Below are 12,711 nucleotides of genomic sequence, written 5' to 3'. Positions count from 1 at the left end.
AGCACCGGCAGGAGTCCGATAAGCTCACGCTGGCCGCATAACCACCCGAACACGTGTCCACTTTCGCGGGGGAAGGCCCACTCTCGGTGCGGCCGGGGCTGTGCTCATCGGCGTACCCACCACCATGCTCGTAGGTCGATGGCAGACCAAAGACGCCTTGCGTGCGGCAGAGGCCACCAGTCAAGCGGGTATAACTCAGGCCAGGTCCTCGTACCGTGCGGCAGCGGACGCTGTCTCACCGCGGTCCGCGTCCAGGACTCCACCGTCGACCGGGCCCTCCTGGACGGGCGGCCGCCGACCATCCCGGCCTGCCGTCTGAGTCGACGGCGGCTACCGCCAGCACCCCGTCGAACACACCGCTGCCCTCGGCATCGAGATGGAGGCCACCGCCCGCAAGTCGGGGACCAGGGGCTTCGCCCTCCATCCCTAAGCGGTGCGCGGTCGAGCGGACCTATGGCTGGCTCACGTGCCACCGCCGCCCGGCCCGCGACCACGAACCCAGCCGCACCGCTGCGAAGGGGGGAGAACGATGCCTCCGGCGGGGGCGCTCGTACGTCCGTGGCGGGGAGGCCCGTACGCGAGTGCCGACGGTGGAGGGCTGAGGTAGGGGAGCGGGCAGAGTGATGGGCTGGGCTATTCGGGCACGCACTGCCCGACAGGCCAGGCACCATATGGCCTATGCATCTTCAGTCGATAGCCACGGCAGGGCCCTTGATTACGGCTTGCGCGGCTCTGGTTGTGGGTGGTGTGACCAGGTGGACCCAGCGCGGGGTAGCTCAGGACCGGGCCCGTTGGGAGGGAGAGTTGGAGATCGCCAAATTCGATGTTGCCCGTTTCGAGGCTGCACTTGGGCATCTCGTGGAAGCCGCAGATGGAGCTAACCGCTATGTCGCGGCGCTTGGCGATATCGACGCAACGGACTACCACCAGCGTGAGCCGCACGTGTTCCGTGTCCTTGATCCACTGGGTAGAGCGAGGGCTGAAGTTGAGGCGCTTCCTCACTTTCCCGGCAGTGGGACCGTCAAGGCTGCAATCAAGATGCTGGGGAAGCTGGTAGCGGTCCCAGAGAGGAATCAACAATTGCTCGAATTGTGGGACCCGGTTGGGCTCGGCGACGCCATCACCATTCTGAGCCGTGGACGCGGCGCGTACATGCGAGAAGCCATGCGACGCCCGGCTCCTCGTTGGAAGCGCGCCATCTCGACCCTTCGTGCATCCATCGGCAGGGGGAAAGACGCCCCACAAAGCGAGCGCCGGGCTGTCCTTGGGCCGTCCGAGGTCGACCAACGTCGACAGACAACCACCGAGGTTGAAGTCGGCGCCGCAGGTCACGGGGACCCGTCACGTGAAACGTCCACGTGAGAGACTCACTGCATCACTTCCAGAAGAACTGCTCGACAGCCCAGGAGTAGCGTCACCGTATGCCGTCCGATGATCCAAAAATGGTGTGGGCGCTCTCAGCCTTCCGTGAAGATGACAGCCTGCACAGCGAGCATCCGATCAGTATGGATCAGTTGGTGAGACTGCGTGAAGTAATCACACCTGATCGCAACGACCCCTGGTACGTTCACAGTTACCCAGTACCACTCGATGTCTGGCCCAAGGTGGACGAGATCCTGCACTGCGGGCCGCCCGATCCCAATCTTGAGTACTTCGTCGACGGACGCGCGTCAGGTGACTGAGCCTTCGTCTCATGTGGCATCTGAACGGAGGCGGTCGACCCGAAGCCCGTTCAGCAGCGAAGCACAGCAACCACCGTGACGGGAGTCGACCGCCGCCAGGCACAGACGACCGGCTGGCCAGCTCAGCAGACCGCAGCCATCGGCCCGCCGGCAGTTCTTCGCATCGAGGTGGCGGTGGCATCCATGGAGCGCGGCCTGTTCGGGGGCCAGTCTGACCAGGACGACCCCAGGGACGCTTCTGAGCTGCGGGACCTACCAGACGCAGATGCCCTCCGGGCCGTGTGCGCAGGTTCGAATCCTGCCGGGGGCACCTTGCATGAGGTGCCCAAAGACCCCGCCACCAGCGAGTTCGCTGAGTGCGGGGTCTTCGCGTATGCGCAACCGTATGCCGCCGTGAGCGGGGCCATGCGGAGGCCCCGGCCAAGCGCCCTCCCGCATAGCCACAGGGCAGGCGCGCAGCGGGCCGGGCCCGGGAAACACGGGGCCTCCCGATGGCCGCGGGGCCTGATCCGCCGAGGCGTCGGCGAGGCATCGGGGCCGGGTGCGCGGGCGTGGCCCCGGGCGGTGTTCGCGCCACCGGCTCGAAGCGTTCACGAGCGCGGAGAACACGCGCTTCTTCGAGTTGGCAGCGGCCCTCGCCGATCTGGGGGAGGAGCCGTCCGAGGCCGAACGCCGCCCGTTCACCAAGGCTTTGGAGGCGGCCGGCGCGAACGTCGCGTCCGTGCACCAGCTGGGGTTGCTCCACTTGGAGCAGGCCGAGGGGCTGTGCGGATTCGTGCCGGCGAGGTGGCGTGCGGAGACCAGTGACCTGTACTTCCGGGTGCCCTCGGGACAGCGGGAGGAGCAGTACGTCGCGACGAGTCTGCTGAGTGCCTGGTCCTGCTTCAACGCGGAAGTCTGGCTCGGCTCGTACTCCTGGCCGGGGCGCGTCCGGTCCGCCATGGGGCAGGGACGCGTCCTGGCCCTCGCGTCCCTCGCCTGGGGCGAGGAGACGAGTGACGTCCTGGGGCTCGGGCAGGGGTATCCGGATTCCCGCGAAGAACTCGGACGGAAGTTCCTGGGCTTCGTCCAGAGGCACTCCACCGGGCGCTGCCTCGATACGGCGAGGAGTCTCTCCGCCGTGTTCGGTGCGCCGTACCCGTAGGCGGGGGCACTCAGGTCGAACCGGCGCGCCGGGCAGGGCCGTTCGCGTCCGCCGGGACAGGGCGAGGCGGACCGTGCGAAGGCAGGCGGTCCGCCCGCCATGACTCCTGGCGCGCCGCCGTCGCGCCTGATACGACGTCACGTCTCCTCTGTGGCCTGGTCTTCGACGACTTGGGCGAGGGCCGAGGCGACGAGGGCGACGGTGCTGTCGTCGTCGTGGGCCAGCCGGCGCAGGGCCTCCCGCGCGGTGGCCCCCGCCAGTTCGACCAGCGCCTGGATGAGACGGATGCGGGTCGCCGAGTCCGCTGTGGGCGCAGCGAGTTGATCGGTCAGGGCGCTCGTGACGCGGTCCGCGCACCCGGGGTCCTCGGCCAGTGCCCGCAGGGCCTCCGCCGCTTCCACGTCGTGGCGGCCCTCGACCACCATGCCGACGAGTACGGGTACGGCCGCGGCCACGCCCTGCCTGCCGAGAGCCAGAGCGGCGTGCCCGCGCACCGTCGCGTCCGGGTCCGCGAGAGCGGCAGCGAGCACCGCGATCGCGCCCGGAGCCCCGGGCATGGCGGCGATCGCCAGCACCGCGCGACGCCGGACACCGGCATCCTCCGCGTGCGTGGCCGCATCGAGTGCCGCCACGGCGTCGCCGCCCGACCGGGCGAGCGCCCAGCGCAGGGCGCCCGCGACATGCGGGTCGGATTCGGCCAGGACCGCCGACGCGAGCAGCTCCGCGGGGACGGGTGCCCCCTCCTGCTCCTGTCTCAGGACGGCCTGTTGCCTGCGGGCCGCGCCGGCCGAACCGAGGTCCCGCATGAGTTCCACGGTGCGCAGGACGCCCTGCCAGCCGGTGGGCGCCGACGCGTCGATCGTACGGAGCCGTGCGAGCAGCTCCTCTTCCCGCGCCAGGCGGTCCTCCGTCCACCGGATGAGGTCCCCGACCAGGGCGGCGGGCGTGAAGTCCGGCTCCTCCAGCGCGCGCCCGATCTGCTTCAGCGAGAGCCCGAGGGACCGCAGGCTCTCCACGTGGAAGATCCTGCGGACGTCCGCCGCGGAGTACTCGCGGTAGCCGCCCGTCGTGCGGCCCGTCGGCCGTACGAGCCCCAGGGCGTCGTAGTGCCGGAGCATCCGGGTGCTCACCCCGGACCGGCGGGCCACCTCGCCGATCAGCAATCCGTGGCCTCCGGACTCCTTGCGGCGGCGGCTCGTTCAGGACCGAGTGCGGCCACGCGCTTGGCCTCCTCGACCGCCGCGTCGAAACCGGCCTCCGGGTTTTGCCGCAGCAGTTCGGTGGCGCGGGCGTGTGCGGCCACCGCTGGAGCGGGGTCCTCCGCGGCCCTCTCCAGCGCGGGCCCGATCACGTCGCCGAGGCCGACGAGGGCGCGGCTCAGGCTGGAGCGCACACCGTGGTCGCCCCGGCCGAGCTGGAGAACCAGCTCCTCGGCCAGCTCCGTCGCCCCGTCCTCGGGTACGAGGATCACCGCGGCGCGCCACGCGGTCCGCGCCACCTCGTCGTCGGGGTCGCGCAGCATGTCGCGGGTGATCCAGGCCCACGTGCTCCTGTCGCCGATCTTGGAGAGCGTGTGCAGCGCCTGGCCGCGTGCCTGGGGACGTTCGGAGCCGAGCTCCTGGCGGATACGGGGCAGGGTGATCTCCGGCGGGAGCCTGGTCAGTGCCCAGGACAGCATGTCCCGTACGAAGAAGTCCGGTTCGACCGCGTACCGCTCGACAAGCGCCACCAGGAAGAGCGGGCGGGGCCCCGAACCGGCCGCCAGGGCCGCCCTGAGCCGGACCGAGGCGTCCTCGGAGCGCAGGGCGTCGGCCAGGCGGGTGTTCTCACGGGCTGTGTCGGTCGCGTCGATCGGGACCACCTCCTGCGCCAAGTGGACGCCTTGTCACGGTGTCAAGGTCAAGCCGCCGGCCCACACGTCGGGAACTCCGCCAGTTCAGGGGCGCTGCCCGGGCGGGGCCGCGTTGTGCGGCGGGGCCGCGTTGTGCGGCGGGGCCGCGTTGTGCGGCGGGGCCGCGTTGTGCGGCGGGGCCGCGCTGTGTGACGGGGCCGCCAGGTCGCGCTGGTACCAGGTGCCCGGCTTGCCGCCGAGGTGGGCGGGGGGGGGCGGGCCGGCCCGCACGAACCCCGCCTTGACCAGCACCCTCTGCGACGCCGCGTTCTGGTGGGAGGCGGCCGCGCGCAGGGTGCGCAGTCCGTACCGGGCCGCGGCCGACCCGCACAACTCGCGTACGGCCGCCGTCGCCACTCCGCGTCCGGTGACGTGCTGCGCGACCCGGTAGCCGAGTTGGGCGACGTGGTCCTCGATGTCGACCAGGTTGAACCTGCCGAGTACCGATCCGTCCTCGGCGACCAGCACATGGAACGCGCAGACGCCGGCCCCCTGCTCGGCCAGCAGGGCGTGGAACCGGTCGGTGAACCGGGCGAAGAACTCGTCGCCGCGGTCGGAGACCGAGGCCGCGAAGTAGGCGCGGTTCGCCAGCTCGAAGGCCAGAACCGCCGAGGCGTGTCCGGCGTGCAGCCGCTTCAGCTCGGGCATTGCCCGACTTTACGCAGCCGCTGCGGCCGAGGGCACCTGATTTCCCAGGATGGACGGCAGCCCGCTCCGGGGACGGGTCCGTGACGCCGCCGCCCGGCGGCCATCTCCCGGCGGCCGGCTGGGCCGTTGATCTGCCGGGCGGGGCGGGCGAGTGGGTCGCGCCGGTGGTGTTCGGTACCGCTCGACCTCGCAGATGTCAGGTCTCAGTCCGGTCCCGGGTCGCGTCCGTCGCGCCGTACGGGACGGACCGGCGGGCGCTTCTGGCCGGGTCCGTCACGTATGGCCACCGCGCCCCGGACCCGGCCCTGAGCCCTCTGCGTCAGCGGCCCGCCGAGCCGGGTGTCCCGGCGGCGTTCGCGGCGAGGAACGTGCGGGCCTCGTCCTGCGCGTCCGCCGCGTTCGGGTGGGCGTAGAACGCGAGATGCGTGCCGTGGTGCATCACGATCAGTCGGCTCTCCGTCAGCGCGGCACGCGCCGAGTGGCTGAAGTCGATCGCCGCGTCGGTGTCCGCGTCCCCGTGGATCAAGAGGACCGGACAGCGCACCCGCCCGAGTTCCAGCGAGTCGATCGCGGCGAAGTTCACCACGTCGTTCTGCCAGCCGGCCCTGCGGCGGCCCGTGGTGCCCACAGTCGTGGCGAACGCCAGGACCGCGGCACGCTGCACCGGGTCCGCCAGCACTTCCGCGGCGAGCGCCTTCAGTTCCTCGCCCCGCACCGACCCCTCGCCGGCCAGCGCACCCTCGATCAACCGGGCCGGCGAACGACGGGCAAGGAGCGCGGTCAGCCGCTGCCCCGCGCGCGTACCGAACAGGAAGCGCTCCGACGCGGACGGCGCGGGCGCCACCCACCGCGCGCTGACGGCAGCCACCGCGACCAGCGATGTGACCCGCTCGGGATGCCGGACCGCGAGCCGGTACGCCGCAGGACCGCCGCCGGACCACGCCAGAACCCCGGTCTGCTCCACGCCCAGCCTGTCCAGCAGCGCCGCCAGCAGGTCCGCCTCGTGATCGATCGAGGAGTCGTCGGCCCCGAGAGGTGTGCCGAGGTAACCGGGGCGGGACAGAGCGATCGAGCGGAACCGGTCCTCCGGCAGGAATTCGCCCATGACGCGGGCCGCGTCGATTCCGCCCGGACTGCCGTGCATCACGAGCACCGGCGTACCGCTGCCACGCTCCTCGACCTCGATGTCCCCGGCGGCGGTCCGCTCGATCCGTGCGGTCATCTCAGACTCCCTGGGCAACTTCCTCCAGGATCGCAGAGCCCGTCCTGACCGCCACCGGGCTGGGGTGAGGTGGCTCCCTACCCGCACCCGCACCCTCGCGAGTCGCGCCCGTGAGCTTCGGCCCGCGAGGGAGTGCGGGTGCGTGAGCCCCGGTTCGTAGACCCCTGTCCGCGAGTGCCGGCCCGCAGCCACAACCCGTGAGCCCGCGCCCGTACGCAGCGGTCCGCGAGCGGCGACTCAGGCGACTCGTACGACTCGGCGGATTCGTACGGCCCGTTCGGCTCAGTGGACTCATACGGCTCATACGGCTCGTACGGCTCAGAGGACGATGACCCGGCGCCCCCGCGTGTGGCCCGCCTGGCTGTCCCTGTGGGCCGCCGCGGCTTCCGCGAGGGGGTACGACTTCTCGACCGGGATGTGGAGCCTTCCCCGCGCTATGAGGCCGGCGGCCTCGGCGAGCGCGTCCGGCACGCTCCCGGCGACGCCGGAGAACCGGACGCCGTGCTCCGGCGCGCCGAGATCGGCGATGGTGAGCACTTTGCGCGGGTCCCCGGTCAGCTCGACCAGTTCCGGGATGACGCCCGAGCCGGCCAGATCGAGGGCCGCGTCGACCCGGCCGAGCCGCCGCACCCGCTCGACCCAGCCCTCGCCGTAGGTCGTGGCGACAGCGCCAAGATCGCGCAGATAGTCCTGGTTCGCGGCTCCGGCCGTACCGATCACCGCGACGCCGCGATCGCGGGCGATCTGGAGCACCGCCGATCCGACTCCGCCGGACGCCCCGCTGACCAGCAGCGTCTGTCCCGGCCGCACGCCGACCTCGCGGAGGACGCGCAGCGCGGTCTCCACCACGGAGGGATACCCGGCCGCCTCCTCGAACGACAGGCCCTCGGGCATATGCGCCCAGGCCGCCAGCACGGCGAACTCGGCGTAGGTGCCGGCCCCTTCGCCGAACACGCGGTCGCCTGCCTCGACCCCTTCGGCGCCCGCACCGACCTCGTCCACCACCCCGGCGGCGTCCAGCCCGACCCCGGAGGGCAACTCGGTTGGATGGGCCTTCAGGACCTGGCCCTCGCGGACCCTCCAGTCAACGGGGTTCACGCCCGCCGCCCGCACGGCTATGCGCACCTGGCCGGGGCCCGCGTGGGGCTCCTCGGCGTCTATGAGTTGCAGGACGTCCGGACCGCCGAACTCGGCGAAGCTCACTTTCCTCATGCCGTGGACCGTAGCACTAACGGTTAGTTTTCCGAAACCGTTTTGAATTTGTACCTGGTAGTCTCTGGTCCATGCCCGAGCCGACAGGACGCCGTGAGCGCAAGAAGGCCGCGACCCGTCACAAGATCGCGGACACCGCCCTGCGGCTCTTCCTGGAGCGCGGGTACGACGCCGTGGGCATCCGTGACGTGGCTGCCGAGGCCGACGTGGCCGTCACCACGCTCTTCTCCCACTTCGCCTCGAAAGAGGCCCTGGTCTTCGAGCAGGACGAGGACTTCGAGCAACGCCTCACGCGGGCGATCACGGACCGGGCGCCGGATGAGCCGCTCCTGCCGGCGCTGCGCCATGAGATCCACGCCCTGGTGCGGCACTGCACGGCGGACGGCGCCGCCCCGGTGTGGGGCCTGATCCTCGCGTCACCCGCTCTGCGGGACTTCGAGGAGTCGATGAGGCTGCGTCACGCGGAGTCGCTGGCGGCGGCCATGATCGCCGATCCGGCTCTCGCGCGCACCGAGATGGCCTGCCGCGCGATCGCGAGGTTCGTGATCGACGCGTACTCGCTGGCCCGCGAGGCGGCCGATCCGGAGGCCGCGGTGGACGAGGTCTTTCGGATGATCGAGTCGGCCTGGGAGGCCACCCGCCCGCGCGGTGCCGCGCCCGCACGTACCCGTCGTGAAGGCGGTACGAGCGCCCGCGTCGGTACCGAGGCCCTCTGACGCCTGCCCTGAGCTGCCGCGACCTGGGCGTGCCCGGGTGTTGGGCTCCGGCCCGCCTCACTCGACGCCAACACGCATGTGTGCGCGAGGTCTTGACGGTCCGGAGCGGAGGGCATAAAAGTCGATGCGGCATTCGAGCAAGCGGTTTCTGTCCGGGAGGACGGACATCGGAGGATGACGAACGGCGACCGGACATCGGCCGCCAGGGACCGGAGGGAGACGCCCGGAACCAGAGGTCGGAGGCCGAAAGCCGGGCGCCGGAGACCGGTGACTCGGAACGGTCGACCAGAGCTCAGAGACCAGAGACCAGAGACCGGCGGCCATGGATCGGCGGTCAAAGGTCAGGAGCCAGAAGCCGAGGGGCAAGGGCCGACGGCCGGCGGTCAGAGGCCAGAGGCCAGAGACAACGGGTCGGAGGCCAGGGGTCAGAGGCCAGAGGCCAAGAGCCGGAGGTCAAGGACCAGGGGGGGCAAAGGTCAAAGGTCAGGGACAACGGGCCGGAGGCCAAAAGCCGGAGGCTGGAAGCCGGAGGTCAGGGACCGGGGCCCAAGGTCAAAGGCCAGGGCCAAGGCTCCGCAACCAGAGCCCCAAGGCCCGGGAGGCCCCCAGTCTCGGAGGCCCGGCGCGTCCGGAAGATCCGGAAGTCCCGGAAATCTGCGAGCAAGCGAGCGAGGCAGGCAAGCGAGCAGGCAAGCAAGCAAGCGAGCAGGCAAGCAAGCAGCGAGCGAGGCAAGCAAGCAGCGAGCGAGGCAAGCGAGGAGCGCGTCATCAGATGTTGACAACGTTGTCAGAAATGCTGTCGCCCGCTGGGGAAAGGACGAGTGACCCGCAGTGAGGACACACAGATTCCGACTGCTCGGCGCCGGTGTCACGGCCGTGCTGGTCGCGGGGACGCTGGGGCTCACGGCCAGGACCGCCGACGCGGCGGCGCCGCTGGTGCGGGACCCGGCCGGTCTGGTCGACACCTTCCTCGGCACCGGCAGCGGCGGTGCCAGCGTGGGCGACGTCGACATGTTCCCCGGTGCCTCGATGCCGTTCGGCATGCTGGCCTGGAGCCCCGACACCTCACCCAAGCGCCCCGCGAGCGGCGGCTACTCCTACGACGCGGGGTCCACCCTCGGGCTCGCCGTCACCCATGTGTCCGGCGCCGGGTGCAACATCGAGGGCAATCTGCCCATCCTGCCGACGACCGGCGCGATCCCCGCCGACCCGACGAGTGCCACGGAGCCGTTCAGCCACGACAACGAGAAGGCCTCGCCCGGCAGTTACGAGATGAAGCTCGGCGCGAACGGCGAGATGAGCGCCAAGGTCGCGGCGACCACCCGTACCGGCCTCGGTGACTTCGGATTCCCCGCCACCCGGCAGGCCAACTTCCTGTTCAAGGCGGGCGATTCGCAGAACGGCGACACCGCGGCGAACGTCAGTGTCGACGGCGACCGCGAGGTCAGCGGCTCCGTCACGAGCGGCCACTTCTGCGGGGACCAGCAGCTTCCCGAGCCGGTCTACTACGCCGTCTCGTTCGACCGGCCCTTCGCCTCGTACGGCACCTGGAACTCCAAGGGCACGACGCCCGGTTCCCGTACGGATGCGAGCGGCGCGGGGTCCGGCGGCTGGGTCACCTTCGACACCACGGACACGCGGAACGTCCGGATGAAGGTGGGGATCAGCTATGTCAGCGAGGCCGGCGCCAAGGCCAACCTCGCGGCGGAGAACCGGGGCTGGAGCGAGGGACAGGTCGCAAGGAGCGCGCACGACACCTGGCGGAAGCTCCTGTCGAAGATCCAGATCGGCGGCGGCACCCGCGACCACCAGGTGCAGTTCTACACGGCGCTGTACCACGCACTGCTGGTGCCGACCACCTTCAGCGACGCCGACGGGCGGTACCAGGGCTTCGACCTGAAGACCCACAAGCTGCCGCCGGGCAGGACCCAGTACACCAACTTCTCCGGCTGGGACATCTACCGCTCGGAGATCCCGCTGCTCGCGACCCTGCTGCCGAAGCAGACGAGCGACATGGTGCAGTCGATGGTCAACGACGCGGACCAGGGCGGCTGGCTGCCGAAGTGGCCCAACGGCAACGCCGAGACCGGCGTGATGAACGGTGACGCGGCCGATCCCATCATCGCCGAGGCGTACACCTTCGGCGCGCGCGACTTCGACACGAGGGCCGCGCTGAAGGCCATGGTGAAGGGCGCGACCGTGGTGCCGACGAAGGACCAGCTGGGCCAGGGCTGGTACGAGGAACGCCCGCAGCTAGCGGACTACTTGGAACGCGGCTACGTTCCGAACGACTCGTCCACCAGCAACTCGGCCGTCACCAACGGCGCCTCCGAGACGCTGGAGTACGCGCTCGACGACTTCTCCATCGCGCGGTTCGCCCAGCAGACCGGCGCGCGCTCGGCCTACCGGACGTTCCTCGACCGGTCGCAGAACTGGACGAAGCTCTTCAACGTGGGCTCCGGCTACCTCCAGCCCCGCGACGGCGACGGGAAGTTCCCCACGGGCGACCCGGTCACCGCGGGCCTGACGGACTTCGGGCAGTCCGGGTTCCAGGAGGGCAACGCCGCGCAGTACGCCTGGTCGGTGCCGCAGGACATCGGCGGCCTCGTCAAGGCCATGGGCGGCGACGCCAACGCCAACCGCAGGCTCGACGCGTTCTTCGCGTCCTTCAACTCGGGTCCCAACGACCCGACATACTGGGCGGGCAACGAGATCGACCTGCTCGCGCCCTACGTGTACGACTACACGGGCGAGCCGTACAAGACCCAGTCCACCGTGCACCGGCTGATCGACTCGGTCTACTCCGACACCCCCGGCGGCGAGCCGGGCAACGACGACCTGGGCGCGATGAGTTCCTGGTACGTCTGGTCGGCGATGGGCATGTATCCGGAGACGCCGGGCACGCCGGTGCTCGCTCTCGGCACACCGCTGTTCCCGCGCGTCCAGCTGCACTTGGACGGACGCGAGGTCACCGTCTCGGCGCCCGGCACGTCGGCCGACGCGTACTACGTGCACGGCCTCGCGGTGAACGGGCGCCGGACATCGAAGGACTGGCTCCCGGCCACCGAACTGCTCGGGCACGGGCGCCCGGTGTCGCTGGACTACACGGTCGGCTCCACGCCCGACACCGCGTGGGGCGCCCGTACCGCGGACCGTCCGCCGTCCTACCCCGCGGGGCGCGCCGCCTTCCCGGAGGGCGTCACCCCCGTCGACATGACGACGACACCCGCCGCCGTCACCGTGCCGGCCGGCGGCAGCGCCGACACCACCATGGCGCTGGACGTCGGCGCGGGCTCGGAGGTCGCACCGCCGCAGCCGATCCGTACGGTCTCGTGGAGCGCGAAGCCGGCCGCGGGTGTCACGGTCACCCCGGCCGCGGGCACCGCGACGGTGGGTTCCGACGGGAAGGCGCAGGTCAAGGTGTCCGTATCGGCCGCCGCGGGCACCCCGCAGGGCTTCGGCACGGTGCCCATCGCCCTGTCGTCGAAGGACGCCGCGGTCCCGCTGCCCACGCTCTCCTTCCCCCTCTCCGTGGTCGGCACCGGCGACACGGCCACCGCCTGCACCACGCTCGGCGACCCCAACACGGCACAGGGGCTCGTCCAGCACGAGGTGGGCGGGGACAGCGCCACCACGGCGGGGACGGTGGGCGTCACGTCCCCGCCGAGCACGGTCCCGCTCGTCACCGGCGACCTGAACATGTACTTCCAGCTGGACAAGCGGCTGGCGTTCGGCGCGACGAGCGCGACCACCTTCACCGTCTCGTACTACGACTCCGGTACCGGCACCTGGAGCCTCCAGTACGACGCGGCCGGTGACAGCGGCGCCTACACCAAGGCGCTCAGCGTCACCAACACGGGCACCGACACCTGGAAGACCGCGACGGCCACCGTGAAGGACTCCTACTTCGCGAACCGGGAGAACGGGTCGAGCGACTTCCGTATCGCCGGCGCGTCGCCCGTGACGATCCACGGCGTCAGGACCGAGACCAGCGGTCCGGGCGTCCTGCCCGTGGACCTGTGCCCCGCGAGCTGAGGGCCCCGTCACCCCGGCCGGTGTCCGGTCGCGGCCCCCCCCGCGACCGGCGCCCGGCCGGCCGGCCCGGCCGGGCCGCCGGGCCCCCCCCGGGGGGGCCCGGCCCCCCCCCCCCCCCCCCGGCCCGGCGGGCCCGCGCCGCCGGCGGGCCCGCGGGGGAG

General features: G+C 71.3%; 10 protein-coding genes and 1 pseudogene. 6 read left to right on the top strand and 5 right to left on the bottom strand.

Going from position 1 to position 12,711, the window contains the following annotated elements; genetic code table 11:
- Positions 1 to 234: 234 nt before the first annotated feature.
- The 4 genes and pseudogenes from LCE31_RS41340 to LCE31_RS27335 form a co-directional block, all read left to right on the top strand.
- A pseudogene (locus LCE31_RS41340) lies at positions 235 to 515 on the top strand (IS5 family transposase); the annotation flags it as partial.
- A gap of 289 nt (positions 516 to 804) precedes the next feature.
- Positions 805 to 1,362: a hypothetical protein gene (locus LCE31_RS27345; protein ID WP_225018798.1), complete on the top strand. Its 558-nt coding sequence runs from the start codon at positions 805 to 807 to the stop codon at positions 1,360 to 1,362.
- 59 nt (positions 1,363 to 1,421) lie between these two features.
- Positions 1,422 to 1,682 (top strand): hypothetical protein, encoded by a 261-nt coding sequence (locus LCE31_RS27340; protein WP_225018796.1) that lies wholly within the window; start codon positions 1,422 to 1,424, stop codon positions 1,680 to 1,682.
- Between the two features lie 541 nt (positions 1,683 to 2,223).
- On the top strand, positions 2,224 to 2,826 hold the full coding sequence (locus LCE31_RS27335; RefSeq protein WP_225018794.1) for a hypothetical protein: 603 nt from the start codon (positions 2,224 to 2,226) through the stop codon (positions 2,824 to 2,826).
- A gap of 137 nt (positions 2,827 to 2,963) precedes the next feature.
- On the opposite strand, the gene LCE31_RS27330 is transcribed toward LCE31_RS27335, so the two are convergent.
- The 5 genes from LCE31_RS27330 to LCE31_RS27310 form a co-directional block, all read right to left on the bottom strand.
- Positions 2,964 to 3,989 (bottom strand): MerR family transcriptional regulator, encoded by a 1,026-nt coding sequence (locus LCE31_RS27330; RefSeq protein ID WP_225018792.1) that lies wholly within the window; start codon positions 3,987 to 3,989, stop codon positions 2,964 to 2,966.
- The gene (locus LCE31_RS27325) at positions 3,983 to 4,699 is read right to left on the bottom strand and encodes a HEAT repeat domain-containing protein (RefSeq protein WP_374118570.1); all 717 of its coding nucleotides are present in this window, start codon (positions 4,697 to 4,699) and stop codon (positions 3,983 to 3,985) included. Before LCE31_RS27325 ends, LCE31_RS27330 begins: the two co-directional genes overlap by 7 nt.
- A gap of 63 nt (positions 4,700 to 4,762) precedes the next feature.
- Positions 4,763 to 5,365 carry a GNAT family N-acetyltransferase gene (locus LCE31_RS27320; RefSeq protein WP_225018790.1) on the bottom strand — a complete coding sequence of 201 codons (603 nt, stop codon included), beginning with the start codon at positions 5,363 to 5,365 and terminating at the stop codon, positions 4,763 to 4,765.
- 319 nt (positions 5,366 to 5,684) lie between these two features.
- Positions 5,685 to 6,587 carry an alpha/beta fold hydrolase gene (locus LCE31_RS27315; RefSeq protein WP_225018788.1) on the bottom strand — a complete coding sequence of 301 codons (903 nt, stop codon included), beginning with the start codon at positions 6,585 to 6,587 and terminating at the stop codon, positions 5,685 to 5,687.
- 318 nt (positions 6,588 to 6,905) lie between these two features.
- On the bottom strand, positions 6,906 to 7,799 hold the full coding sequence (locus LCE31_RS27310) for an NADP-dependent oxidoreductase (protein ID WP_225018785.1): 894 nt from the start codon (positions 7,797 to 7,799) through the stop codon (positions 6,906 to 6,908).
- Positions 7,800 to 7,870: 71 nt separating this feature from the next.
- Between LCE31_RS27310 and LCE31_RS27305 the strand changes: the two genes are divergently transcribed.
- Both LCE31_RS27305 and LCE31_RS27300 read left to right on the top strand, forming a co-directional pair.
- Complete coding sequence (locus tag LCE31_RS27305) at positions 7,871 to 8,515, top strand: TetR/AcrR family transcriptional regulator (RefSeq protein WP_225018783.1); 645 nt, start codon at positions 7,871 to 7,873, stop codon at positions 8,513 to 8,515.
- A gap of 831 nt (positions 8,516 to 9,346) precedes the next feature.
- Positions 9,347 to 12,550 (top strand): GH92 family glycosyl hydrolase, encoded by a 3,204-nt coding sequence (locus LCE31_RS27300; RefSeq protein ID WP_225018781.1) that lies wholly within the window; start codon positions 9,347 to 9,349, stop codon positions 12,548 to 12,550.
- The last annotated feature ends 161 nt before the right edge of the window (positions 12,551 to 12,711 follow it).

The organism is Streptomyces sp. 8L (assembly GCF_020176795.1).
GTDB lineage: Bacteria > Actinomycetota > Actinomycetes > Streptomycetales > Streptomycetaceae > Streptomyces.
Note: the sequence above shows the minus strand (reverse complement) of the source record. Positions and strands in the feature narration are given on the sequence as shown.

Coding starts and splice junctions, on each gene's coding strand:
- LCE31_RS27340 (WP_225018796.1), top strand. CDS start 1,422: ATGCCGTCCGATGATCCAAAAATGGTGTGGGCGCTCTCAGCCTTCCGT.
- LCE31_RS27320 (WP_225018790.1), bottom strand. CDS start 5,365: ATGCCCGAGCTGAAGCGGCTGCACGCCGGACACGCCTCGGCGGTTCTG.
- LCE31_RS27315 (WP_225018788.1), bottom strand. CDS start 6,587: ATGACCGCACGGATCGAGCGGACCGCCGCCGGGGACATCGAGGTCGAG.
- LCE31_RS27310 (WP_225018785.1), bottom strand. CDS start 7,799: ATGAGGAAAGTGAGCTTCGCCGAGTTCGGCGGTCCGGACGTCCTGCAA.
- LCE31_RS27305 (WP_225018783.1), top strand. CDS start 7,871: ATGCCCGAGCCGACAGGACGCCGTGAGCGCAAGAAGGCCGCGACCCGT.